Consider the following 26387-nt stretch of genomic DNA (forward strand, 5'->3'; position numbering starts at 1 on the left):
AAAGATATGTATTCGGAAATCGCCATAGGTAAAATAGAAAAAGCCCCTCGCAACAGCAAGGGGCTTGAATAGACTATATCAGGCCACGCCGGGTTCCAGCCTGGGTTTGGTCTCTTTCTTGCACTCCACTTTTTCTTCTGAAGTGCCGTCGGATTCATGCGGCGTGGCGGCAGTGGGTGTTTGGCCTGCCGAATCCTCCGCAAGGCTGGCGCCTTCCATCAAAGCCTCGAACTCCTCGCGCTCCAGGGTCTCTTTCTCCAGAAGAACCTTTACTATCATATCCATCTTCTCGCGGTTTTCTAGGAGTATGCTGCGTGCACGTTCGTATGCCGCATCCATTATCGATCTTATTTCTTTGTCGATCTGCTGCGCAATCTCATCGCTGTAGTTGCGGTCCTCCATGACATCACGACCCAGGAACGGGTTGCCATGACGTTTGCCGACCGTGAGTGGACCGATGGTGTCGCTCATGCCGTATTCACAGACCATCGCGCGGACGGTCTCAGTGGCACGCTCAAGATCATTGTGCGCGCCGGTCGATGCTTCGTTGAAGATGATCTCCTCGGCAACACGTCCGCCAAGTAGTCCCGCGACATCGTCCAGCAGCTCACTCTTCGTGGTCAGATATTTATCCTGAGCAGGGAGCATAATGGTATAACCGAGAGCCATTCCCCTTGGCAGGATCGAGACCTTGTGCACAGGGTCGGCATTAGGCAAAAGCTCACCGACTATGGCGTGGCCGACCTCATGATAGGCAACCATTTCCTTTTCTTTGTCGCTGATCAGGCGGCTTTTGCGCTCGGGACCGGCGATTACGCGGTCTATGGAGTCTTCAAAATCGGCCATGAATATCTTGGTCTGCTCCCGTCGTGCAGCAAGCAGGGCAGCCTCATTGACCAGGTTGGCAAGGTCGGCGCCGGAAAAACCGGGCGTCCTGCGCGCAAGAGAATTGACATTCACGTCATCTGCAAGCGGCTTGCCCTTTATGTGTACATTAAGAATTGCTTCACGGCCCGTTGCATCCGGGTTGTCGACAACCACGCGGCGGTCGAACCTGCCGGGTCTGAGCAGAGCCGGGTCGAGCACGTCTGGGCGGTTTGTCGCGGCGATCATAATTACACCGGAGTTTGGATCGAAACCGTCCATCTCGACCAACAGTTGGTTAAGGGTCTGTTCACGTTCATCATGGCCTCCGCCAAGACCAGCGCCCCGCTGGCGGCCTACCGCGTCGATCTCGTCTATAAAGATCAAGCTCGGGCGATTGGCCTTTGCAGTGTCGAAGAGGTCCCTTACACGTGAAGCGCCCACGCCGACGAACATCTCAACAAAGTCTGAGCCGCTGATATGGAAGAACGGCACTCCTGCCTCGCCTGCAATTGCGCGTGCGAGCAGGGTCTTGCCGCAGCCGGGAGGTCCCAGAAGCAGGACACCTTTTGGGATCTTTGCGCCCAGAGCCTGGAATTTCTTGGCGTTTTTGAGGAACTCGACAACTTCCTCGAGTTCCTGTTTGGCTTCTTCAACTCCGGCCACGTCCTCGAAAGTGATCTTCGGGACGTTTTCATTGACCTTCTTTGCGCGGCTGCGACCGAACGACATCGCCTGATTGCCGCCCGCCTGAGCCTGTCTCATAAACAGCATCCACAACACTATAATGAAGCCCAGCGGCAATAGAGTGTATAGGAGAGACATGATGCCGTCGGATATCCACGGCCTCTCGATGCTGAACGTGACGTTGTGTTCGCGCAAATGATCCTGGAACTTGGAACGCTCCTGCGGAGCGCTCGGGTCGAGATTGGTCAGATACTTCTTTTTGTCTTTTGTCTGATAACTAAACTGATCCTTGTTAAATTTGCCCTCTTTGACTTTATCCTCGGCAACCTGTTTCCAGGCGGTCGAATAGGCGACCGTTTTTGTCGGGGCGATAGAGCGAGTCAACTGATCGCGTCCCATCAGGAACATAATTATGAGTGCAATGAATATAAATGCAGCTATGTTTTTAATATATCGGTTCACTTACCCATTTCCTCCGGTGCGCATCGATTGCACTATTCGATTATACCACTACCAATATTCGCCCGCAAATCAGCAGGTGAGCAGTGTTGACATGGGTGTGTACAGGGGAACGGCGCCGGAGCAGCCATCCCCGGCGCCGAAAACTTAGAGGAGCCTTCCATACAATCAGCCAAGACGCATAGCGAAGTCCCTGTCAGCGGAGATACAAACCACATAACGCTCAAATTGCGGCTCACTGTAATCTCCGTCAACATGGAACGCTTGGAGTTTCGGCAGCCAGACCACCATAGCCACTAAGGCCGTAGGCTCAAGGCTTTGCGTCCCTGCCTTTCGACAGGTTTGCCAGTATCGGTCTCCTCCAGCTTAACCACAATAGTTTTGCCACGTGTTCGATGCAGGTGCTACTGATTCAATTACGGGTTTTTGCAGCTAATCGAGTTTTCCGATGCCGCCCAGCAGTTTTCTCAATCGCGCAAACGGCTTTGAACTGTATGCTGAGCACTCTCCGTTTATGATAGCTTCTCTGACCGCTTCCAGGGTCGGCTCGGGCAGTTTCATCACTGTGTAACACGTGCCGACACCGTTTACGTAGTGAGTGTCGCTGGAACCGAACTTGGTTACCGACTTTAGTTTTGGACTATGTGCAAGAGTATGGTTGCACCTAATCAACCCTTCCTTGAAAACTGCTCCACACTCTATTTCCACTGCGTCGAAAGGAGCATCGAATACTCTTTCACCAACACCCGTGGAATGATATGGATGAACAGCCACCGCCAGCCCGCCGCAGTCATGGATAATATCCACTGTCTGCTTAATGCTTTGAGACATGGGCAGAGTTTCGTCTACAAACAGAGCGCCTATATGGCCATGATCGCTGCTTACCTCGACACCGGGAATGACAAGAAAATCGTCAGGTATAAGCCCTCGTCTCTTGAGATCGTATGAGCACTCAACCGTATTTCGCGAACCCTCTATATTGTTGTGGTCCATTACGCATATGGCGCTAATACCGAGCTTAACCGCTCTGAGAATTATCGCTTCCGGCTGCGATATGGAACAGTGAGAAAACAGGCTGTGAATATGGGGGTCCATCGCAATTTCATCGCGGCCTACTACAATGCGTGGTTCTCCAGCACATTTCAGCGCACCATTCACAATGTGGTCCCACATATCAAACCACCAATATTTGCATTCACGTACGGATTTGTCGGGAGTACGGTAAACCAGAGCCAACGATTGCACCTCGCAATGTATCGCTGCTAGTATACCAGCTTGCGAGTGCTGTTGTCACGGCGCAATACTCAATATATGCCTAAAGGCTCACCTATTATTCTTGCGCGCTCATCGGGAAAATGATCGCGCAGGCGCATTGGGGTGATTCGTCCCGGTTTATTCATTACGTAGTTTCGAGTATATTCATCCGGCGATGTGAGCTGAACACCGGTCAGATTATTCTTTCTGATAAATTCGGCAACCCGATCGGTTACCAGCAATGTGAAAGCAAAAGGCCATGCTATGAAGAAATCACAGCCGTCCCATATATCCCAATCCACCACGCGACTCCAGTCCGGGAAGCCCTCCCAGAAATTTGTGTTTGCTACCCTGGTCACACCAGATTCTTCTTTAGCCATGCCGCCCCATCCGGTTACCAATATCTCCCAGAACATTGGCGAGTCGTCATCAGATGAGAGTTCCGGCAGTTCGCGATCGCCATCATAATCCGAATCGGCTGCAGATGTGTCCCACCTGACAATCGCACGCCTGGCTTCAAAACCCGTAAATCTCTCCTTGGTCATCATCTCAAGTGTCTGGTTGCGAGCCAGGCAGTCGGTGAGCGTCCAGATGAAGTCGGGAATGCCGGGACACTGCAAGATGACCCTCAATTCAGAAATGCGGTTCGCCGGACCTCCAAAGGAGATATATTTGCCGCCATGAGTATGGTTGAGATAGTCGCTTTTACGCCATATGTTGCCCTTGTCCCATCTCGCAGTCCTTTTTTCGGGTGATTCCAGTATCCAGAATTTTTCAGCCATCTGTGTCTCCCAGTATAATATAGCAACAACAATAGTGGTGGTATTATTATATATTGCAGCCTGGCTGTTTGTCAACAATAATATAGATGCAAGTTCGCGGACAAAATTTGCATAGACAGGCTTTGGAGCATATAATAATCCGGTAGAACGAATGCTGCAGTGGTGAAAATGACTGATAATTTGCGAGGCAGACGACAAACCAGATACGAGCCCGAATTAGCGCAATCAGCCACCAAAATGCTGGAAGCGTCTGGGCTTACACGCGAGGAAGTTGCCAGGCGAAGCAACATTAGTCCCGAGTGGCTTCGTCAACTGCTCAATCTTGGGCGGGTGATATCCGATGACCTGCTGGCAGATTTTGCGGAAGTAGTCGGTGGTGATGTCGATGAGCTTCTTGTGGCAGCGGGCCGCAAACAGCCGCCATCCGGGGATTTGGTTAAGACTGTCGAGCTTGCCCTGCGCAGTGTTTCCGGCCTCTCAAAGGAAGACACTGATGATATTATGAAGATCGTGGTCGAGGTCTCCCGCAGAGACCGTGGTCAGCCATAATGAGGGGCGCAATGGAGATACCGTTCGGTATTCGCCTGATACCCAGACACATAGAACCTCCGCTCGACCTGAACTGGCTGGCTGAGTGGTTCGGCGTGGAGATCGAGATAAGGCCGCTGCCGAAAAACGTCGCAGGCATGTATCTGCGCACCGAGGAATACGCGCATATAATCCTCAATTCAAACGATTCCCCCGAACGCCAGAGATGGACGACCGCCCATGAGCTTGCTCACCACGTTTTATGCATAGGTCGGCAGTCACCTGAAGACGCATTTCGGATAAAGACTGATGGAGCTGATAAAGACGAAAGCCTGTGTGATCGGTTCGCATCTGAAATTCTGATGCCTGCGGCGCTGGTCAGAAGAAAAGCAGCCGAGGTAAAGCATGGGCGCTTCGACAAAAGCGCGCTGCTTGCCAATATGTTCGAGGTCAGCACCACCGCAATGCGCATCAGGCTCAGAGAACTCGGCCTGCGCATGAACTAAGCAATTTGCGGTCAGCAAATTGCACGATTGTATGTGGTTTTACTGGTGTGAAACACTATAGTGGTATGCAAGCGACCAACCGTGATTTACTTAGCGTTCATTTGGAGCTGTTCTTGATCGCGGGAACGACAATCTCCTTTATCAGCACCTGCAGCGCCGCAGCGATTGGAATTGCAAGCAGTGCTCCCACTATACCGAGCAGTGTTGCGCCGGCAAGCAGCGCGATTATGGTCATAAGGGGGCTGAGTCCGACATGTTTTTGCATGATCTTCGGAGCCAGGAAATTGTTTTCTGTCTGGGTCAGCAAAAAGAAGAAGACTATCACGGATGGAAGCTGCCAGTGCCAGTTCGGGCTGAACAGTGAAATTATAACTGCGGGCACTGCTGCGGCGACCGGTCCGACCATCGGGATGACCTCGCCAACCGCGCCCACAACGCCTATTACCGCTGCGTAAGGCACACGCAGCGCCCACATGGCCAGCGATACGGACAAGCCGATTATAATTGCCAGGGTGATCTGTCCACGCAGCCATCCGCCCATTGCCATACCCATATGGCTGAAAGTCGCGCCGATCTTTTTCGCATGTTTGGCGGGAAAGAGCGATAGGAATGAATCACGTATATTTTCTCGTGTGAGGAGGATGTAAAATGTCATTACCGCCACGGACAAAAACGCAATCACGCTGCCGAAGAACCCGAATACTGCCGGTGCGGAGCTGATTACGTAATTACCTGCAGCGTCCACCTGAGACTTTGCCTTGTCGACCAGCCCGGCGTAGTCCGGTATGTATGAGTATTGATGGTGCATATCGGCAAGCCATGTCTTTGCGCCGTCCATATATTCCGGCAGATGGTTGGAAAACCTGATGCTCTCCTTTACCAGAGGGACGGCGATAAGCCCGATGGCGGTCAACAATATCGCGAGCGCCGCAATGTACACGAGGAGTATTGCCAGGCCTCTGGGCATCTTTCGACCGCGAGGCATGCGCCGTCTTTCAAGCCATGCGACAGCCGGAGCCAGGCCGCATGCAAAGACGATGGATATAACAACCAGCACGACGATCGGCTTGAGCTTTACGATCAGCCAAAGCCCCAGTATGATTCCCAGAATTGAGATAAATGTCACTATATACCGGCCAATCGAGCTTTGCTGTGTCGGCTTGGCGAGTTGATCGGGATTCTCTTTTATCTGTTTAGCAGGCATACACTAATCTTCGACATGTCATGGCAAATTCCTTGTCGGCCCATGTAATAACAATAGCTCAGTGTGTGCGATAGTGTAGTTTTTGGGCACTTTAAGGGAGTTATAGCGTCTTATAAACGTATGCAGTTTTTCTATGATTCCTCTTGTGAGCTATACTATAGCTTGTAAATGTATTTTGATCGGAGGACGGATCGAATAATGAGAGCGGCAAGCAGCACCCGAAGCATTATATGGACATTGGCATTACTGGTCATCACCTGCGCTTTTGTCACTGCACCGGTGAGCGCGACTACTCTGGAAGAAGAGATAGACCTCGGCAAGAAGCTGGACGTCGAGATCCTCAGAGAGTATGAACAGGTCAAAGATGAAGCCTCGATCAAGGAGATCGATGAATACGGCCAGCAGTTGGTAAAAGGCAGCAGCATCAACAGACCGGAGATCAAATACACATTCAGGATATTGAAGCAGGATGATTTGAATGCATTTTCCACCCCTGGCGGATATGTATATTTTTCGAGCCATCTGTGGGATGTGCTCAGGCCGAATGAACGAAAAGGTGTCATTGCGCACGAGATAGTCCATATCGACAGGCGGCATGCCATAGACGCAGCATCCAAAGCCAACCGGCAATCTATGTGGATCGGAGCGATTTTGACGGTGCTTGGCGCGAACCGCAGTGTGGGTGATCTGATCGGCATGGCTCATAACTTCGCCGTGCTCAACTATTCGCGTGGTGATGAGAAGCAGGCTGATGAGGTAGGCGTCCAGCTGCTTCATGAGGCCGGCTATAACCCTGCGGGTCTGCTTTTGGCTATGCGCAAGATCAACAGGTTTCAGATTGAAGCGGGTGGAGAGGGCCCAAAATATCTAAGCAACCATCCCCTTACAAAAGAAAGGCTCGCCTACCTGACTGCTGATCTAGAGAAAATGGGGGTGCCGGTCCCGGCTGAAGACGTCAATGAGATACCCAACCCAAATACGATCGGCAGTGTTACTTCCGTCTCAGGCATGACCGTGCAATTCAGCTCGTCAAAGAAACTGCGCCCTGGAGACATAGTGTGGCTGATGGGTCAAGGCTGGGACTATCGTTATGAGAACCATATCGCAGTGCCGGTCGCCAGGGGTTCGGTGACGGATGCAGGCAGCTCATACTCTGCGCAAATAGCCTTGATGTCGGGTGTAAAGGCCGACAAGATCGCAGTCGGCACGGATGTATGTGCTCTTCCTGCGCCCGAAGCGGCCAGCGGAATAGCAACTATGGAGAATGGGAAAGTAATATCAAAGTCGCAGATGAAGAAGTTCGACAGACTGGTTGCGCTGCAGCAGGTGTGGAACGATACTTCGGACAAGGTGGTCAACGATAATGCGGGCTATGTGATCATCACCGATCCAAAGAATCCAACTGGTTATGTTGCCGCCACGCGCTCTGAGTATTCATATGCGCCTGTTGAGAGGGGATCGGTGCTCGTCAAGTTGAACGATCCCGATGAAAAGCGTTGGGCCGGGACAATAATCTCGATAGGTCGGGGCGGCCAGACGATAGAGGTATTGCCGGATAAGGGTTTGAACACGGATACCACGTATGAGGTCACTTATCCTGCATGGAACAGCAAAGCCAAGTATGATGATCGAGTGATCGGGACCGCGAAGCTCTCATCTGCGAGCGGCAAGATTGTGATGAAGATGAGGATGTTCATGCCGGGCAGGAGTATGGCAGACATTCAAAACGGCTTCGACGTATACGAAGAAAAAAATCGGCCTGAAACAAAGTGAATGAACTATCGTTTATCGTTAATCATTGGATAGCGATAATACGATACGATAAATTGCGGGGGAAGTCTTGGGGCGATATTTGCTTGCAGGAATGATGATAGCAGCCCTGCTGACTATGTGTGTCGGCGCGACGGCGTTCTCGATCGAGGATGAGAATAAACTCGGGGAAAAGGCGTCCAAAGAAGTCGAGAAGGAGATGCCGCCCTCCGAAAACCAGACGTGGCAGCAGGATATTGCTCAGATGGGCGCAAGGCTTGTGCCGTTCGTCGGGCGTAAACAGATCAATTACCACTTTACGATCATTCAGAACAAAGACGAAATCAATGCATTCGCTCTGCCCGGCGGATATGTCTACTTCACCGAGCGGATGTGGCAGATCATGACCCCCGATGAGCGCGGCGCCATACTCGCGCACGAAATGACCCACTGCGACCGGCGCCACGGCGTGGATATGATGCTCAAGAGCCAGCAGCGTGCTTTGTGGTTGCTGCCTGTCATAATTCTTGGAGGAGGCGCGCTTGGCAATATTGCTGTCTGGGGAAATGCAGCCATCACTCAGCGATATTCGCGGATTATGGAGCGCGAAGCCGACGAGATGGGCATCAAGATGGCCGCCAAAGCCGGATTCAACCCGACGGGCGCAGTGACATCCATGAAGAAGCTCCTTAATATCGAGAGCAACCTTAACCGATATGAGGTCTCTGCGATATTTGCCAGCCACCCGGACACCCAAAAGCGCATCGACTATTTGACCACCGAGGCAATTGCGCTTGGAGCCAAAGACAAAGATATGGAACTCAAAGCGATCGACGATCCGCGCAGGCTTGGCAATATCATTCGCCGCATGCCGGAGGTCAACACTATATATGCCCGCACGACCACTCCTCTCAACTATGGCACAGCCGTCAGCATAAAGAAGATGCTATGGGATGATGAAACACAGTCCTTGAGGCCAAAGACAGTCGCCACGGCAACAGTCCTCACACCAGGCATCCATCCAATTCTGCTGCTCAAGACAAATAAAGATGATGCTCTTGCCGAGATCATGGAGGGTGACGGAGTGTATCCGGTCGAAGACTAGGAAAGCCTCTACAAATCCATTACCATTTCTGTATCGAGCGGCTTGAAACCCAGCCGCTCATAAACTGATCTGCCCATCTCAGATGCATGAAGAGAGATACGCTTTGCGGGAGTGGTTTTTACATAATCAATAATGTGTTTCATCAGCATTGTCGCCACTCCCTTTCCGCGCCATTCGGGTATCGTATACATGTTGAGTATATAGGGATGGCGTTCGTAAGGACGAGTGTATAGTGGCGGCCTGATAAAAAAGATTAGGCCGCCGGTCCCGATGACGCGTCCTTCTTCCTCTGCTAGCCAGACCATGAACTCGCCTTTGGGCAATTTATCGGCGATATATCGGCGAGTCAAGTCCACGAAATCAGGAGACTCAGGCGCTTTTTGAAACTCTCGAACAAAAGCCATCCGCAGCGCAACAATTTGTTCTATATCATCGATATCGGCAAGGCGAATTTTGAGCATGTAATATTCTCCCATAGCCCATCCGGCACGCTGCATTATATCATTATGAGGCGATCACAACAATGGTATTTCATCGCCTGCCCAGGGCAAACGCACGAGTGTTCTTTGTGTGACTGCAAATGAACAACAAGCGACGTGTTGATCGGGCGTTATATCCGATGACGCCCGAAACAGAACTTTAGGGATTTGAAATCCCGAGATTCCGTTTCGCACGCGATCAGATATCGCGCGCGATCAAGTTGGCGACATGCACGTTCACAATTCTATTATTGATGCGTTCGCCCTGATCGCCTGCCGGTGCGACTTCTATGTATTTTCTCGAGCCGATCTTGCTGCCGCTTAAGCTTTATATAGGCGCCTTTGACCAGCTTTTGCTTTTCTGGTGAAACCCTCTCTGAATAGCATGAAAATATCGACAGCCATTGATCGAATGACAGGTCAATGAGTCCGGCTGCCGTTGAAAACCGCAGTTGGTCGCCCAAACGCCTTAGTTGGGTTTTCGTAAATATCGATCTCGTCCTTTCTCCAATGGTTTTGCCCCGCTGTGAAAACACATAACACAGGAAGTCTTTGTATCTCCGATAATCATTATCCATCAACAATGGAGCCGGTCTTTTGTGCAGGTGCACAAATACGACGCGAACGCTGGGTGCGGGTGAAAAGTCTGTGCTGCGAAAGTTGTGTATTATTGAAAGCTCAAAGCGCGGCTTGATGAGGAGCGATTTTAGCGACTCCGTGGAATAAGGCAGTCCCAAGTACTTCTTGGCTGCTTCTTTTTGCATTATAAGATAGGCATCTGTTGGCTGATGAATGCTATTTGTGATATGAGCTACAATGGCGGACGTAATATTGAACGGTATGCTGGCAAATATTTTGAACTTCCGGCTTGAAAGATCGAATGCAAGGAAGTCGCCATGGTGGATCGCGACATTATTGATGGACCTGAAGTCTTGCACAAGATTGTTATATAAGTCGGTGTCATACTCAACAGCTATCACCTGTGAGCAGACCCGGGCGAGCTGCCGGGTAATGATCCCTTTGCCAGGGCCGATTTCAACGATGATATCGGCTTGCTTGATATTTGCTAAGTTTATGAGCTCCATTACCAGCGTGCGACTGTGCAGGAAATTTTGTGAATGCGATAACTCGGGATGGTACATGTTCGCCTCCAAAATAGGTGTGTCGGAGGCGACATTCCGGGCGAAGTCAAGATGACGACCAGCCGCGCGAATGCGGGATTATATGGTGATTATAAGCGTGGTTAAGTGCCACCTCGGAATGCAGGAATGAACGCCCCGACAGGCGACCGTGCATAATGCGCACGGCAACCTGAATGAGAACCGTTTATGGTTCATATCAGATTGTTCATATCCTCTGCTTCAATCCCGTGGCTCCTTTGTTGTAGTGGCGACCGGCAGCAAGGATTTTGCGGGGTCACATTATGATATAGCCAAGCCGACAGATGTTACTAAATGACATATGATATTTTGTCCGGAGTCACTCAGTTGTCGGTCGAGCTACAGTTGAAATGTCCTCAGTCGACCTGACTACGGTGGCTGTTTCGGAGTCGGACATCTCCCTGCAGACTATTCCCGTCACGATTACATAGTCACCGGTCTCGAACTGGCTTGTGTCTTCATCTGTTCTGATCTCTATTCCCGATGCGCTGCGTTCGGATACTGATTTCGACCCGTCGGATATGACTAAATACCCTTCACCGGAGTCTGTCACCATGCCGCATACTCTGACCAGCAGACCGGTCGGGTCGAGGTATGGCAGAGTAATGAAGCTGCTGCGCATATAAAACGGTTTGATCTCACTTTGGAGAGTCGTATCCGTCAACACAGCCGAATCGATCATCTTCTCACCATAGCGCTCGCTCATCACGCCGGATACATTGACCAGTGCGCCGGGCTCAAGACTGCTGACGGTTGCGCATCTGATCCCGGATGTTCTGTTGAGTTCCTCGACATATACGCAGTTATCAAACACAGCCGAGACGACTTTTCCCTTTAATAGGATCGAACCGCTTGAGCCTTGCTTAGCCTGGCCGATTGAGTTTTCAGCAGTGTCGAGAATGATGGTAAAAGGCTCTGAAGAACCGGCGCTGCTCGTAAGCGACGCCCAATTTGTCGCTTTGATGCAGACGTAATATACGGCTCCAGCTTCGATTGGCTGTGTAGAAATCGCCGCCGATACTGATCTGCCTGCGGTCTTCCAGCCGATAACGTCACTGCAGCCCGGCTGAGTCCCAATGGCATATGAATAGTATTGTATGCCGGATTCAGGATCGGAGGCCGACCATGAACAATCGAGAGTCTGCCCGCTGGTCAGTATCTGATCGTCAATCGTGACCGCCGGTGTTGCCGGAGCGGTGGTATCACCCGATGCGCTGTCCCTGAAGCAGTAGACGCAGCCGTCATCCGAACCGATGATGACGGACCCGTCCGGTCCGAGAGCAGGTGAAGACATGATCGACTGCGAGACCTTATGCTTCCATATCTGTGTGCCGTCGGGGTCAACCGCATACATCGAGCCGTCCGCGCAGCCGAAGTATATAATGCCGTCATGAGCAATCGCCGGTGAAGATTTTACTGCACCCGACAGGCTCATATGCCAAAGCGTTGTTCCGTTTGAATCAAGAGCATAAAACACGCCCGTGCTGCCGACGATTCCCGCTCCGAAATAGATATTGCCATCTGAGTCTATGGCGGCTGATGAGTCCGGTATAAAGCCGATATATTTGCTCCACTTCTTCGTGCCGTCTGAGTTGAGTGCATAGAAAACGGAGTCGCCCGAGCCTATGTATACAACTCCGTTTGCATCCACTGCCGGTGATGAATCGATGGCGCTGCCAGTCTGATATGTCCACTTCGTAGAGCCGCTGGAGGTCAGAGCATAGACTTTGCTGTCACTACAGCCGAAGTATATGGAGCCGTCAGTCCCTATAGCGGGCGATGACCATACCGCGCCGCCAGCCGTATATTTCCATTTTACGGTCCCGTCGGCTTTGACGGCGTATATGCGGCCATCCTGACAGCCGAATATGATCGTGCCGTCGGATGCAAGGTTTGGCGATGACCAGATCATGCCGCCGGCCTGATATTTCCATCTCAACTCGCCGGTCGAGCTGATGCAGTAGAGACAGCCGTCATATGAGCCCACATAGATATTGCCGCAGGAGTCGATGGCGGGCGATGAGTCTATGCAGCCGCCTGTCTGATACGACCAGCGCAGTGTTCCCAATGAATTGAAAGCATAGAGCACACCGTCGCTGGAGCCGATATATATCGTGCCATCAGCCGCGATTGCGGCGGACGATTCGACATATCCCTGAGTCTGATGATACCAGAGTATGTTGCCGGTCAGGCTTGCGGAGACGACTGAGCAGCCGGTATTTGCCGAGTCACAGCGATATTTCGGCCATACTGTGACCCCATGTTGATATTCTATCCCGTCACTGTATCCCGGCTCGCTGGTCAGCCCGGCATTGTTTTTTGCCTTGACTGTGAAATAATACTGCATATCGGTTTGAAGGCTCAGACCCGAGACTGTCGCACCGGCTTGTGAACCGCTCGATTGCCAGCAGGCAATATCGGATGCGCCGGCAGTGGTTCCCACACAGAAGAGATACTCATATATGCCGGACTCATTGTCGGTCGATGTCCATGCCGCGTGCAGGCTGTCGGAAGAGTATGTAAAGTCTCCGTCATCAGTGACAACCGGAGTCGATGGCGCAGTCGTATCTATCGTAATGCCGTCGGATGAGCCGTTCTCGCTCTCCAGTCCTGCGCCATTCGTGGCTCGGATGGTAAAGTAGTATGCGCCGCCATTTGAGAGAGCCAAGCCGGTAAGGGTTACGGAATTTTGAGTCGTGATCATCCAGGCAACTGTGTCGCTCGAACCGGCGGACGTGCCCACACAGTAGGCATATTGTTTGATCCCGGATTCAGCATCTTGTGAGCTCCAGCTTGCATGCAGGCTGGTTGCATCCGTCGAGTATGCGCCGTCATCCGTCACGATAGGCGTCGAAGGCGCGGTATCATCGACTTGTATCGGGTCACTGACTTCCGCATCGCTCCATACTCCCACGCTGTTTTGTGCACGCGCTGCCAAATAATAAGTCGTATTCCAGTCGAACGAGCCGTTTATCACGAACTCCTGGCCTGATACTGCGGACTGCCAGTCAGGTGAAGACGGCACGTCGGGTGAGGTCAACAGAGCGTATTGAGTCTCTGATATCCCTGACTCAGGATCGGATGCGCTTATTGTCGCTTTGAGCTGAGTGGAGGTCGCGCTCGTCGTGATATTGTCTATGACAGGCTTGGTCAAGTCAGGCTTGATGCCGCCGGAGTGCCCCTCACTCATCAACCCGGCATGGTTGTATGCTCGCACGCTGGCATAATATGAGACTCCATGGCTGAGAGCGAGGCCGGTTATGGTCCGCTCTTTGGTCGTGCCGGAATCCGTCCAACCGAAAATGTCGCTTAGCCCGGCTGCTGTTCCAATGGAATATTCATATCGCTCTATTCCGGATTCCGTGTCACCTGAACCGAATACGATATGCAGTTGACCCGAAGAACTCGTCCAGTCGCCGTCATCTATTACCAGGGGTGTCGTCGGAGGCGTATAGTCGACCCTGATCCCATCCGAAGTCCCGACATCACCGACCAGTCCCACTCTGTTTGTGGCGCGAACGCTGAAGTAGTAATCGGCTCCGTTTACCAGGGCAATATCTGCGCAGGTTATCTCAGTCGCCGTGCCGACACTAGTGAACGCCACGAGGTCATCCTCGCCAGGTGCGGTCCCTATGGCATATTCATATTGCTTTATACCGGACTCGGGGTCGTCACATGCCCATGATGCGTGCAGTGTGGTTGGCAGCGTGGAGTATACTCCGTCATCAGTCACGGTTGGCGCAGGCGGCGGAGTGGTATCGCTGCCGAACGCGCTTAGAGTTCCATCATAGCTTAGGACATACAGCGTGCCCTGGTCGCCTATGGCGGGTGATGAAGTCACACCGGTACCCATAGACGCCGACCAGATCAGCGAACCCGATTCGTCCAGCGCATATACGGACCCGCCACTCGAACCGAAGTAGACATTGCCGACAGAATCTATCGCGGCAGATGAATCGACATAGCTGCCCACGTAGTATTTCCATTGTTGTGAGCCGCTCGTATTCAAACAATACAGCGAGCCGTCCCTGCTGCCGAAGATGATAGAACCATCTGATGCTATTGCGGGCGATGATACTATCGCTCCCGATGACGCAAACCTCCAGATTTGCGTGCCTGCTGGGCGGACCGCATACATGTGCCCGGCCATGGTGCCGAAATAGATTCTACCATCCGAACCGATAGCCGGAGAACTTTTAATAGCGGCGCTTGAGGCTGCTGCAAACTTCCATTTCAGTGATCCGTTTGAGTATAGCGCATAAAGATAGCCGTCTTCGCAGCCGAAATAAATTGTGCCGTCGGACGCAATTGCAGCAGAAGACGAGATCACGCCCCCTGACGTATAGCAGAACTTTTGAGTCCCGCTGGCATAAAATGCAAGGAGCTTTTTTGCGCTCCCGCCGACATAGATCGTGCCGTCAGTGCCGATAGTCGGTGAGCAATCCGATGCGCCCTGCAGACTCTTTTTCCAGACGAGTGAGCCGCTTGATGAGACGGCATACAGGTAGCCGTTACTCGACGCCACATAGACCGTGCCGTTCGAGGCAATCGCGGGGGACGAAGAGCCTGTGCTGCCGCAGTCATATGACCAGAGCACTTCCCCGCTGAAGCTGACGGCGATAAGCAGCCCGCTGGAGACGACATATATGCGGTCGTCACCCACGGCAGGGGAAGCCAACCCAGTGCCGCCGACCTGGTTTGTCCAGGTCAGGACCCCGCTTGTAGGACCTGTATATTCACTTCTTGCGCTGTGGAACTGGTCATGCCTGAAGCATGGCCATGGCGAGTCGGCCAGTTGTGCACATGTCTGTCCGCAGCAAACGAGAAGTGCTGCAATAAATGGTAATATTGTAGGAAAAGCTCTGCCGCGCATTGTCAAACCCCCTATAGCAGGCATACACAAGATCGTAAAGCTGATACCCTGCCAACCGGGCGTTCAAACATGTCACAAGCTCAACAAACAAACTGCTGAGATACAGCAAAGGCCGGGGTTTTGAACCTCGGCCCAGTAAGTAGACTAATTTGAATGTCGGAAACTATTGAGTTTTGTAGTGCCTGAGTACGTTATTGGCGACATCCGGGCGGTTTGTGGTGATCCCATTCACACCCGCGTCAATCATGCGCTTCATTTCGAGTGGATTGTCCACAGTCCAGACATAGGTCTTCAGACCTGCAGATCTTATCGCGTCGACAAGAGGCTTATCCACTGCCTTGAACCCGAGGTCCACACCGTCGAGACAATGCTCTTTGACCAGCTTTATGATGGCGGCGCTGTCATATTGCGGCTTGGAGCAGAGCCAATAAACCGGGATGGTCGGTATAATCTTCTTGAAGGCGGTTATGACATCGATATCGAAACCTATGATATGCACAATGTCCTGCTTGCCGCTGGACTTGATTGCATCACACAGGACCGGCAGCACATCCTGGCCGCACTTGATCTCAATAAAGATAATCCGGTCTTTGGGCTGAGCAGCGAGCACTTCTTCAACAAACGGGATTTTCTCACCGGCAAATTTTTTGTCCTTGTGGCTGCCGACATCCACTGTGCGCAGAACCGCGGAATCAGTGGATGGAATTGAGTAATCTTTGTCTGAGACTCTGGCTGTGTCGGCATCATGAATGACCATTGCCCTGCCATCTTTTGATCGCTGGATATCCAGCTCTATACCGTCCGCCCAATTCCAGCCGAGCTCAAATGAAGCCATAGTGTTTTCAGGCGCAGCATATGAAGCGCCTCTGTGCGCAATTATTGTAATTGGATTTGCAGACACATCAATGCCTCCCAGGCTCAAAATAAACACGACAACATATGCAGCGAATCCGCGCATAAATTGAGGTCCTTTCTTTGGGGTATAAAGTTATTACTTTTCTGAACTAATCTCAGTTGCGGTATGCCAGCGGCTTAACTGCTGCAGTCTTGCTTCGAGGTGATCGGTTCCCCTGACGCGTGAGGCATGCCCATCTGCAAAGAGAGTATTGGAGTAAGCAACACAGTTATCAGGCGTCTGGTCGCCGAGATGCCAGAGGCATAAGTCCCCGATAACTGCTTTTTTTGTCGGATATGTAATGCACTTATATGGCGCTCCCACCCGCTGCTTGCCGGAGGTGCCTGCCAGCAACGGCGAGAGTGATGTCCACGGCACCGCTACATTTGAATGGGTCCAATCTTCTTGCACGGACGCGTAGTATTCATAGCTGCTGCCGGTCGATCTCCAGACGGGCATACCTTTCTGGATGCCGTAAGCACATATGTTATTGTCCGTCACACCTGTGTCGCTGGGACAGCGGAAAACGCCCGCATTGGCGTAGACCTTCTTCCCGTTGACTTTTTCCCAGAACATTCCGCTGGTCACATAAGGTTGAAGAAGTTCCTGCAGAGTGTGGCGATTTCTAGTTTGCCAGTAATCAGGGGACCCAAAGCTTACAGCGGAGGGGAAGCGATCTCCGTAATCGTCCATGTACATGCGCAGACCCGCGCCGATCTGCCTCATGTTCGACAGACACTCAGAGATTTTCGCAGTTTCTTTCGACTTAGTTAAGACGGGAAACAGGATTGTCCCGAGGACGGCGACAACCATCATTACCACAAGCAGTTCCACAAGCGTAAAACCGCGTGCAGTTCTTTTTAATAATTCTTTGCTATTCACACTTCCCACTTGCATTGTCTAGCCTTTCGCATGCCGGTGCCCACCCGCACTGCGACAAGCATGACCTGCCTATATACGCATATTACATTACTTTTTGCCAGCAGTCAACGGGTATTACTGCCCATAGTGAAAAAAATAATTGCAATAGCGTTATAGCAGTAAGTCTGTCCTGTTCTTTATTCGCAAGTCGCAGTGTGCAGCCGCCTAACCCGCATTATTCACGAAGATCGTGAATGATGCTCTCGGAGCCCCGGATTATGCGGGAAACGCATAATCCTGACTAAGCGGGATTTTTCAAAGATCAGCGAATTACACCCATATTATCAGCAAAATGCAGGCTGTTCTTTATGTGATGTTGAGCTTGACACTGACTTAACCTATTCATATAATGGACTCAACTACTTAAATTTGAAATTCAGTTGTAAATCGAATGTCCACGCGAACTGATCCCACGAAGGCCGATAATGAGGTTGTGTTGAGTTGGAATGTGCATCTTGCCAGGCAATATCCCACGAAGCTGGCGATTCTGGCAGGACTGACCGCATTCGTGTCGATTGCCGCATATTGGTGGATCGGGGCTTTGGCGGTCGCGGCGGTGGCGGTTGTGATGATCGCAGGATTTGCGGACTTTGTCTTCCCCATAAACTACGTTCTCACGCATGAGAGCGCTTTATGCCGCACCAAGTTCAAGCAGAGTGAGATAAAGTGGGAAAATGTCCGGCACTGTTATCTCGATAATCTGGGCGTTAAGCTCAGTCCACTGGACCGGCAATCGCGCTTGGAGGCGTTCAGAGGAGTATATCTACGGTTCGCTGATAATAGAAATGACGTGATCGACGCTGTGAAGGCTTTACGGGTGAAAGATGCCGCTTGAAATAAGTTTGCCTCTCAGCGAGGAAGAACGTGACTCGCTGATTAACTCCATATCGGAAAAGATCGTCTCAAGGCGGTTGGAGGCTCCGGCTGTGCTCTTTCTGGAGACACACAAGCCGCTCTCGTTTATCGCCAGCCAGGCTGCGCTTGTGGCGATGCCTTTTCTGGGACCGCTGGTCGGAGCAAAAGGAATGGCGGATCTGAGCAGACTGCTTGCGGACCGGCATAATGTTGACCTGCTTATCGATCGCATCGAGGAGATGAGTCTGGAAGCCGGGCAGTCACAAAGTCAAGAGGTTGAAGAGTCAAAAAGTTAGAAAACAGGGTCAATAAACCAAAGAGTTGCCGATGCTGTCCACTCTTGGATAGGAAATACAATGGGCGATTACGCAAACAAAGCGGTATATGTCGTCGAAGGGTTACTCTGCTTCTTTATACTATATAAGATTTTCTCAGCGCGGCTGGGACGTGAACTGTATATAAGACGAATAGCGGGCTTATCGGCGCTGGACGAAGCCGTCGGGCGCGCGACCGAGATGGGTAAGCCGATGCTTTTCGTGCCTGGGTTGAGCGGGCTGGACATAATAGGCCTGCAGGCAATGTCGGTCCTCTCGCATGTCACAAAGCATGCGGCAAAATACGGCACGCGGGTGATTGTTCCACTTGCGGATGCAGTGCTATATACCGTTGCCGAAGAGGTGGTAAAGGATGCCTATGCTGATGCAGGCAGACCTGAGATGTTCGACATCGATGACATCAGATACCTCTCGGGACGGCAGTTTGCCTGGGCATCGGGAGTAATTGGAATAATCTACCGCGAACAGATCGCCACAGTTTTCTACTTCGGGTACTTTGCCGCCGAAGCCCTGGTTTTAACCGAAAACGGCCAGCAGGCCGGAGCGATTCAGATAGCGGGCACGACCGAGACGACACAGGTGCCGTTTTTGCTGGCTTCATGTGATTACACGATCATCGGTGACGAGTATTACGCCACAAGCGCATATCTTTCGAGGGAACCGACACTGTTGGGCAGCCTTGTGGGTCAGGACTGGGGCAAAATACTCATTATTGCGATAATAATACTTGGCTCAATCACAGCCACACTCGCTCTCACCATGCCGGGCAACGCGATTGCACACTTCCTGCAATGCCACTTCTTCAAATTCTTTGGCGGAGGGCTCTAAAATAAAAAATTCCCTGTTTGCAAGGAAGTACGAGCCGGGCTCACTAATTTCATACTTAATGGTCGGGATAATACACACCCGATCTAGACGTATACACAAGTGTTGCAATTGATAATGGATACGCAACCTATGAAGTGAAGTAAGGATTATACATGGGCGATTATGCAAATGGAGCGGTCTATATAGTCGAAGGACTGCTCACGTTCTTCATTCTGTTCAAAATACTCTCCGCTCGGCGCGGACGGGAGCTTTTTATCAGGCGAATACCGGGATTGTCTGTTCTGGATGAAGCGGTTGGGCGAGCAACTGAGATGGGACGTCCAATGCTGTATGTGCCCGGCCTATGCGGGCTGGATATAGTGGGGCTTCAATCCATGGCGGTCCTTTCGCATGTCACCAAGCATGCCGCCAAATACGGCACGCGGGTAATCGTTCCGCTTTATGACGCGGTGCTCTATACTGTTGCGGAAGAAGTCTCCAAAGATGCATATACGGCAGAAGGCAAGCCGGAACAGTTTAACCCGGACGACGTCAGATATCTCTCGGGGCGACAGTTTGCATATGCATCTGGAGTTATAGGGACGATGTATCGTGAGAAAGTCGCCACGATCTTCTATTGCGGGAGTTTTGCCGCAGAAGCCCTGGTAATGTCGGAAAACGGCCATAATGCGGGCGCAATCCAGATAGCGAGCCTGGCCGGGACCGTTCAAATCCCATTTTTCCTTGCCTCTTGTGATTACACGATATTCGGCGAAGAATATTATGCTGCAAGCGCATACCTCTCAAGAGAACCTACTCTGCTGGGTTCTCTGGTCGGCCAGGACTGGGGCAAGCTCGTTATAGTAGGCATAATCATACTCGGTGCAATCACCGTCACGGTTTCTCAAGTTGTTCCGGGCAATCCGGTGGTCGAGTTTTTGCAACACAATTTCTTTAGGTTTTTCTGCAAAGGACTATAGATAGATGCATGGCAGTTTGATGACATTTTTAACTATGCCGCGCCACGGTTGGCAATTGGTGGCATTCATTATGGGGGTGCTGGTAGTCGGCGCAATGGCACTGTGGTTTCTGACCATGGTCCCGGCACGCCACCGCAAGAACCTGGTCGCCGTGATCACGTTTATTGGCGGTCTGTACTATTCGCTGGAATTCTTGATTCCGCCTGCAGCCTGGCACCTGCACCCCACAAGAAACCCACTCACCGATATGCGGCCTCTGGTTGGACAGATAGTGCAGATCATATGGAGCTTTGCGCTGTTTCTGGGCATTTGGAACCTCTTCCAGTTGCACGGCAGAGCCGTAGGCAAAAGGGGGCCGGGTTGGTATAACAGTGCAGCTTTCTTCGTGGCGTTTTTCGGCATCCTCATTTCGGGGCTTATGAAGAACGCAAATAACCATGCCGCAGACAGCATGTTCACGATACTTTTCACCGGTTTCCTCACGTCCCTTGATGCGACAATGTTCTCGTTGATCGCGTTCTATATAGTGTCGGCGGCATTCCGCGCGTTCAGAATACGCTCCACCGAATCGGTGCTGATGATGGCGGCCGCCGCAATCATTATGCTGGCTCTGGTTCCGGTAGGCGTAGTGCTGACAAATTGGCTTCCCGATACTGGTTTTCTTTCCATCTTCAGACTGGAGAAGATCGGCTATTGGCTGCTGATATGGCCGAACATGGCTGTTCAGCGAGCGATAGCCTTTGGAGTGGCAGTCGGCGCGCTGGCGATGGGACTTAGAATATGGCTGAACCTTGAGAGAGGCAGTTACTTCGACAGGCAGTTGTAAATGAATATATTTGCGAAACTACAAAACATAGACAGACGTATTTTGTATCTGCTGGTGGCGCTAGTGATAATAATTCCGCTTGTGCGCAAACCTGCAAGACACCCCCGCACCATTTTCAAAGAGGTGCAGAGTGCTTATGACACGATCCAGGCAGTGCCGAACGATAAGCTCGTAATATTGTCCAGTTACTTCGATGCTGGCACGGTTGCCGAAAACGGCCCTCAGGTGGAGGCGATGATGCGGCATCTATTCAGGAAAGGCACCAAGTTTGCCACTGTCACCTGGGACCCGGTGGGAGCGGAGCTTGTCAGCAAAATCGGCAAGCAAGTGTCCGGGCAGATGCATAAGCAATATGGCCGTGACTGGGTCGATCTCGGTTACAACCCCGGCCCAATGTATGTGATCGTCAGCGGAATGGCCAAAGATTTCCAGAAGGTTATCAAGCAGGACAAATACGGCACAAAGCTTGCCGACATCTCTGCCACGAAAGATGTCAAAAGCGCCAAGCAGATCGGGACGGTTATCGAGGTGACTGCAAGCGGGACGGTGCCGGTTTGGATCGCATACTTCAATATGCCTAATAACATCCCTCTGGTCTATTGTCCGACGGCAGTTATGGCAGCTGAGGCATATCCATATCTTGATTCCGGGCAGCTCAACGGAATGCTCAATGGAGTGATTGGTTCGGCGCAGTATGAGACGCTGTTGGGTATGGGAAATGAGGCGACATATTCATCGGCGGCATCTTGGGCGCTGTCGACGGCTCATATATTCATTATAGTGCTCCTGATTATCGGAAATATCGGCTACTTCGCCGCAAATCGGGCACGAGGAGGTCGGCGACATGGCTAATTGGATTATTGCGCATGCAAATGCGATAACGATATGGTGCGCCGCAATATCGACTTTTGCCATCTACAGTGTGCTCTATGCTGAGAATAAATTCTACAGGTTCTTCGAGCATGTGTTCATCGGGCTTGCTTCCGGTTACAGTATGTATATTACATGGAACGAGGTCATCTACCCGAAATGGTGGAAGCTGATGGTCAATGACGGCCAGTGGTATTGGGCATTCGCTGCGGTCCTGGGAAGCATGTTCTACTTTATGTACAGCCGCAAACACGCCTGGGTAAGCCGGGTGATCTTCGGGTTGTTTATGGGGCTCGGCGCGGGAGGCGCATTCAGAGAGTTCTATCAGATCTACTTCCCGCAGATCGGCGCATCCATGAAGCCGGTTGTCGGCGGAGGCATGTCTGTTTGGGACACTCTGAATATAGTGATATTCTATGTGATACTCTTTGCCTCTATGTCATACTTCTTCTTCAGCTTCGACCACAAGAGCGCTGCGATCAAGCATACGGCCATGGCCGGCAGATGGTTTCTCATGATCGGTTTCGGCGCAATGTTTGGCGCGACGGTCATGGGCAGGATGACACTCTTTATCGGACGGTTCAACTTCTTGGTCAATGACTGGTTTCCGCAGGCAAAAAGCGACTGGTCCAGCGGAATATTCAGAGCGCTTGTCAGCCTGTTTGCTCTCGCGCTGATTGTAATGATCGTTCGAGCCATCCGCAGGCCGAAGGTCAAACACGAATAGCCCATGTCCATTTTCGCGATATCCGACCTGCATCTGTCTCTGGGCAAAGAGAAGCCTATGGACATCTTCGGCGATGCCTGGAGGGACCATGCAGCCAAGATCGCGGACAACTGGGACATGGCAGTCAGCAGTGACGATACAGTGCTGCTGGCGGGTGACCTGTCATGGGCGCTGAAGTTTGAAGAGGCGACTCCCGATATCGAGTATATTACCGCTCGGCCCGGCAGGAAAATATTGATTCGCGGAAACCATGATTACTGGTGGAGGCGCGAATCCACAAATCGCATTCAAAAGATGCTGCCCGAATCAATCACTCTGTTGCTCGGCAGAGGGATTGTGGTGGGCGATATCGGTATAACCGGCACCCGTGGATGGAGGGTGGAAGAAGGTCAGACTGGCATAGAAGCAGGCGACCAGCGTGTGATGAAACGGGAACTGGCCTACCTGGAGCGTGGGCTGAGCGAAATACCTGACAATGTATCCAAAAAGATTGTCATGCTCCATTATCCTCCGTTCGACGCAGACCTCCAACCCAATACTTTTGCACAGGTCATAAAAGATCATGGTGTGGACATAGTCATATACGGTCATATACATTCAGGCGCGTTTATAGAAGGTGATGTGGACGGGGTGGCATATCATCTTGCGGCTGTGGACCACACCGGTTTTAGACCACTGTTAATCATATGAACGGGCAATTATCGGCATGCTGCTCAACGTTGTTATCATTGACGTCGCTGCGCTCTGCCTTGCCTGTGTTCGGGAGGTGAATACACTCAGATGCCTTCGCATATCATACAGTCTCACCGTGGAGCAGGCGACCTGGCTCCTGAAAATACACTTCCCTCATTTGAGCTGGCATGGCGGATCGGCACAATTCCCGAGGCTGATGTGCGGTCCACAAGCGACGGAGTGATCGTGGCGTTTCACGACGAGAACCTTGAACGGCTTGCCCCGTCTGCAGACCCTGAAATCCGGTCAAAGAGTGTCAATGATCTTGACTGGGACGTGGTCTCAAAACTTGATGTGGGTTCATATAAAGGTGAAGAGTATAAGGGTCAGCATATTCCGCGCATAAGCGAAGTGCTGGATTGTATGCAAGGCCGCAAAGACCGCATGCTGTATATGGATGTCAAGAAGGTTCCGCTGGATAAACTCGCAGCTCTTGTGCGAGAAAGAGGCGTGGACGAACAGGTAATTTTGGCTACCCCGCACTATGACGAAATACATGAATGGAAAAGACTGCTCCCCAAGTCACAGACGCTCCTGTGGAATGGCAGAGAAGAGACCCGCCTCCGCGAGCAGATGACGGAATTGAAAAAAGCAGATTTTGCCGATATAACTCAGCTTCAGATACACGTCCATGTCCTTGACCTGAACGCATCGGAGCCATTTGATCCATCAAGTGATTTCCTGCGTGAGGTTAGACAAGAGATACAGCCCAGGGGCATTTTGTTCCAAGTGCTTGTGATAGGCTCGGATAATCCTGAAGCATACAAAAAGCTGATGGACATCGGCATAATGTCGTTTGCGACTGATAACCCGATGGTGGCATTGAAGGTTATGAGCGAGTATAATAGTAGGTAAGCACATCCGCAGCCCATCCTCGATATTGAATGTGTTCAAACACAGCCTTAGGTGTTGATTTGAAAGGATTTACTATGCGTGCTCTCAGACTCCATGGTCCTAGAGACCTTAGAATGCACGATGAACCTGTGCCGCAGCCTGGTCCGGGAGAGGTGCAGATACAGATCAAATCAGTTGGAATTTGTGCGTCCGATCTGCACTATTATCGTGATGGACGGATCGGCTCCACAGCCATTACTGCACCGATAGTAATGGGGCATGAAGCATCCGGTGTCATTACGGCGCTTGGGGCGGGAGTCGATTCGCTGAGGGTCGGTGACAGGGTCGCCATCGAACCTGCTAAGCCATGCGGCAAGTGCGTTTACTGCAAGTCAGGCCACTTCAATGTCTGTCGTGACGTTCAGTTTTTCGGGACTCCACCGGTTGACGGTTGCCTTCGCGACTATATTGCCTGGCCTGCAAAACTGGCTCTCAAGGTCCCGGACGCTCTGACTTTTGATGAGGCTGCCATGGTGGAGCCTCTCGCGGTGGGTGTTTATGCAGTTGAACTGGCCTCTCCGGTTGCCGGCAACACGATCATGATCCTTGGCAGTGGCGCCATAGGGTTATCGGTTTTGCAGGCGGCGAAGGTGGCTGGAGTCGGAAAAATAATTGTGACGGACCCTGTGCCGGAAAGACGAAAACTTGCGCTCGAGTTGGGAGCCGATGCTGCGCTCGACCCCGGCACAATTGATATAGAACAAGAGGTAGAGCGGCTGACCGATTGCCGTGGTGTGGATACAGCCTTTGAGTGCGCCGGTGTGCCGGAGACACTGATTGATGCCGGCAGGGTGGTGCACCCATTGGGGAAGGTAGTGGTAGTAGGAATACCGGACGAAGATAAATATTTTTTTGAGGCTTCCAACGCCAGGCGCAAGCAACTTTTTGTTATTTTTGTTCGGCGCAGCAACTTGACCGCTGAAAGATCAATCGAGCTGATTGCCGGTGGGAAGGTAGACGTAAAGTGCTACGGTGCACACAATTTTACACTGGAGAGCACAGCGGATGCTATGGAATCTGCAATCACAAAAGCAGATGGTATCATAAGAGCAATTGTGAAAAGTAACCGAAACGCACACAAAAATAACACGATCTAACATATCGTTGCTAAGTTTGCTATTGACAAAAAGTAAATTTGAAGCAATAATACATAATAGTGCATATAATAATGGTGGCAATTGATGAATAATACAACTGAACAGGTTATTGAAAACAAGCAGACAACTTCTGAATATGCCTATATTAGGCTTCGTAATATGATAGAATCCGGCGAACTAAAGCCGGGAATGAGATTAATACATCGCGAGCTTGCAAAAAGACTGGATACGAGCAATATACCGATAATTTTAGCAATAAGCAGATTGGAACATGATGGTTTAGTGGTATCAGTGCCGAACCATGGTGCTCAGGTGGTTGATTGGACATACGAAGAAATGGAATGTGCAATACTGATTCGTTCGCATCTTGAGCAGATGGCTGCGAAGTGCTGCGCCGAGCGAGCAAGCGAGGAACAGCGCACCAAGATTAAAGATCTGGCAAGCAAATACAAAGACTATTCAATAGCAAATAATGTTGCAGGCTGTCTGGAAACCGATGATGCTCTGCATACTCTGGTCGTAAAGTGTTCAGGTATAGATCTGCTCATTCGGATGCTCAACAATTCTCGTGTCATCACGAATACAATACGAAACATATGCTGGCTTTCCACTGATGTAAGCCGTTCTGATATTCATGATGGTCTTGTTGAAGCCATAGTTACTGGTGACCAGGAACTTGCAAAAGCAAAAGCAAAAGAGCACATCGACGACCTGCTTGCAAAGTTTGTTTCGCGATGCAAGCGTTGATATGAGTTTTCTCCTCGATCAAAACCGCTTTTAGATGTGTGATCACCCTTT

General features: G+C 51.3%; 24 protein-coding genes and 1 riboswitch. Of the genes, 15 read left to right on the plus strand and 9 right to left on the minus strand.

Annotated elements, in window-relative coordinates; translation table 11 throughout:
- Positions 1 to 78: 78 nt before the first annotated feature.
- The 3 genes from ftsH to LLG46_07185 form a co-directional block, all read right to left on the minus strand.
- Positions 79 to 1959 carry an ATP-dependent zinc metalloprotease FtsH gene (gene ftsH, locus LLG46_07175; protein MCE5323081.1) on the minus strand — a complete coding sequence of 627 codons (1881 nt, stop codon included), beginning with the start codon at positions 1957 to 1959 and terminating at the stop codon, positions 79 to 81.
- Positions 1960 to 2281: 322 nt separating this feature from the next.
- A riboswitch (cyclic di-GMP riboswitch) is annotated at positions 2282 to 2367 on the minus strand.
- Positions 2368 to 2442: 75 nt separating this feature from the next.
- Entirely contained in the window at positions 2443 to 3183 is a 741-nt protein-coding gene (locus LLG46_07180; protein ID MCE5323082.1) for a PHP domain-containing protein, read from the minus strand.
- A 131-nt stretch (positions 3184 to 3314) separates the two neighbouring features.
- Positions 3315 to 4046 (minus strand): hypothetical protein, encoded by a 732-nt coding sequence (locus LLG46_07185; protein MCE5323083.1) that lies wholly within the window; start codon positions 4044 to 4046, stop codon positions 3315 to 3317.
- Between the two features lie 168 nt (positions 4047 to 4214).
- Here LLG46_07185 and LLG46_07190 point away from each other — a divergent pair, with 168 nt between their 5' ends.
- Positions 4215 to 4595, plus strand: a complete 381-nt coding sequence (locus LLG46_07190; GenBank protein MCE5323084.1) for a helix-turn-helix transcriptional regulator — start codon at positions 4215 to 4217, stop codon at positions 4593 to 4595.
- 11 nt (positions 4596 to 4606) lie between these two features.
- A complete protein-coding gene (locus tag LLG46_07195) occupies positions 4607 to 5080 on the plus strand; it encodes an ImmA/IrrE family metallo-endopeptidase (protein ID MCE5323085.1) in 474 nt (157 codons plus the stop codon).
- Between the two features lie 97 nt (positions 5081 to 5177).
- On the opposite strand, the gene LLG46_07200 is transcribed toward LLG46_07195, so the two are convergent.
- Positions 5178 to 6284 (minus strand): AI-2E family transporter, encoded by a 1107-nt coding sequence (locus LLG46_07200; GenBank protein ID MCE5323086.1) that lies wholly within the window; start codon positions 6282 to 6284, stop codon positions 5178 to 5180.
- Between the two features lie 198 nt (positions 6285 to 6482).
- Here LLG46_07200 and LLG46_07205 point away from each other — a divergent pair, with 198 nt between their 5' ends.
- Positions 6483 to 8057 (plus strand): M48 family metalloprotease, encoded by a 1575-nt coding sequence (locus LLG46_07205; protein ID MCE5323087.1) that lies wholly within the window; start codon positions 6483 to 6485, stop codon positions 8055 to 8057.
- 67 nt (positions 8058 to 8124) lie between these two features.
- A complete protein-coding gene (locus LLG46_07210) occupies positions 8125 to 9138 on the plus strand; it encodes a M48 family metalloprotease (protein ID MCE5323088.1) in 1014 nt (337 codons plus the stop codon).
- An 8-nt stretch (positions 9139 to 9146) separates the two neighbouring features.
- Here the strand turns inward: LLG46_07210 and LLG46_07215 are convergent, their stop codons facing one another.
- The 5 genes from LLG46_07215 to LLG46_07235 form a co-directional block, all read right to left on the minus strand.
- Positions 9147 to 9599 (minus strand): GNAT family N-acetyltransferase, encoded by a 453-nt coding sequence (locus tag LLG46_07215; GenBank protein MCE5323089.1) that lies wholly within the window; start codon positions 9597 to 9599, stop codon positions 9147 to 9149.
- A gap of 266 nt (positions 9600 to 9865) precedes the next feature.
- A complete protein-coding gene (gene erm / locus LLG46_07220; GenBank protein ID MCE5323090.1) occupies positions 9866 to 10759 on the minus strand; it encodes a 23S ribosomal RNA methyltransferase Erm in 894 nt (297 codons plus the stop codon).
- Between the two features lie 337 nt (positions 10760 to 11096).
- A complete protein-coding gene (locus tag LLG46_07225; GenBank protein ID MCE5323091.1) occupies positions 11097 to 15650 on the minus strand; it encodes a PQQ-binding-like beta-propeller repeat protein in 4554 nt (1517 codons plus the stop codon).
- A gap of 163 nt (positions 15651 to 15813) precedes the next feature.
- Positions 15814 to 16608, minus strand: a complete 795-nt coding sequence (locus LLG46_07230; GenBank protein MCE5323092.1) for a glycerophosphodiester phosphodiesterase — start codon at positions 16606 to 16608, stop codon at positions 15814 to 15816.
- A gap of 33 nt (positions 16609 to 16641) precedes the next feature.
- Positions 16642 to 17427: a DUF1559 domain-containing protein gene (locus LLG46_07235; GenBank protein ID MCE5323093.1), complete on the minus strand. Its 786-nt coding sequence runs from the start codon at positions 17425 to 17427 to the stop codon at positions 16642 to 16644.
- A gap of 430 nt (positions 17428 to 17857) precedes the next feature.
- On the opposite strand from LLG46_07235, the gene LLG46_07240 reads away from it, so the two are divergent.
- The 11 genes from LLG46_07240 to LLG46_07290 all read left to right on the plus strand — a co-directional run bounded on the left by LLG46_07240 (position 17858) and on the right by LLG46_07290 (position 26336).
- On the plus strand, positions 17858 to 18301 hold the full coding sequence (locus tag LLG46_07240; protein MCE5323094.1) for a hypothetical protein: 444 nt from the start codon (positions 17858 to 17860) through the stop codon (positions 18299 to 18301).
- The gene (locus LLG46_07245) at positions 18291 to 18617 is read left to right on the plus strand and encodes a hypothetical protein (protein MCE5323095.1); all 327 of its coding nucleotides are present in this window, start codon (positions 18291 to 18293) and stop codon (positions 18615 to 18617) included. The genes LLG46_07240 and LLG46_07245 overlap by 11 nt, the downstream gene beginning before the upstream one ends.
- Before the next feature lie 60 nt (positions 18618 to 18677).
- Positions 18678 to 19484 (plus strand): hypothetical protein, encoded by an 807-nt coding sequence (locus tag LLG46_07250; protein ID MCE5323096.1) that lies wholly within the window; start codon positions 18678 to 18680, stop codon positions 19482 to 19484.
- 152 nt (positions 19485 to 19636) lie between these two features.
- The gene (locus tag LLG46_07255) at positions 19637 to 20443 is read left to right on the plus strand and encodes a hypothetical protein (protein MCE5323097.1); all 807 of its coding nucleotides are present in this window, start codon (positions 19637 to 19639) and stop codon (positions 20441 to 20443) included.
- 19 nt (positions 20444 to 20462) lie between these two features.
- Positions 20463 to 21269, plus strand: coding sequence for a hypothetical protein (locus LLG46_07260; GenBank protein ID MCE5323098.1), 807 nt, complete (start codon positions 20463 to 20465; stop codon positions 21267 to 21269).
- Positions 21270 to 22121 (plus strand): hypothetical protein, encoded by an 852-nt coding sequence (locus LLG46_07265; GenBank protein ID MCE5323099.1) that lies wholly within the window; start codon positions 21270 to 21272, stop codon positions 22119 to 22121.
- A complete protein-coding gene (locus LLG46_07270; protein MCE5323100.1) occupies positions 22114 to 22866 on the plus strand; it encodes a hypothetical protein in 753 nt (250 codons plus the stop codon). The genes LLG46_07265 and LLG46_07270 overlap by 8 nt, the downstream gene beginning before the upstream one ends.
- Before the next feature lie 3 nt (positions 22867 to 22869).
- On the plus strand, positions 22870 to 23556 hold the full coding sequence (locus LLG46_07275) for a metallophosphoesterase (GenBank protein ID MCE5323101.1): 687 nt from the start codon (positions 22870 to 22872) through the stop codon (positions 23554 to 23556).
- A gap of 90 nt (positions 23557 to 23646) precedes the next feature.
- Complete coding sequence (locus tag LLG46_07280; GenBank protein ID MCE5323102.1) at positions 23647 to 24453, plus strand: glycerophosphodiester phosphodiesterase family protein; 807 nt, start codon at positions 23647 to 23649, stop codon at positions 24451 to 24453.
- A gap of 113 nt (positions 24454 to 24566) precedes the next feature.
- A complete protein-coding gene (locus LLG46_07285; GenBank protein ID MCE5323103.1) occupies positions 24567 to 25589 on the plus strand; it encodes an alcohol dehydrogenase catalytic domain-containing protein in 1023 nt (340 codons plus the stop codon).
- An 84-nt stretch (positions 25590 to 25673) separates the two neighbouring features.
- Complete coding sequence (locus tag LLG46_07290; GenBank protein MCE5323104.1) at positions 25674 to 26336, plus strand: GntR family transcriptional regulator; 663 nt, start codon at positions 25674 to 25676, stop codon at positions 26334 to 26336.
- Positions 26337 to 26387: the final 51 nt, after the last annotated feature.

Source organism: bacterium, assembly GCA_021371935.1.
GTDB lineage: Bacteria > Armatimonadota > UBA5829 > UBA5829 > UBA5829 > UBA5829.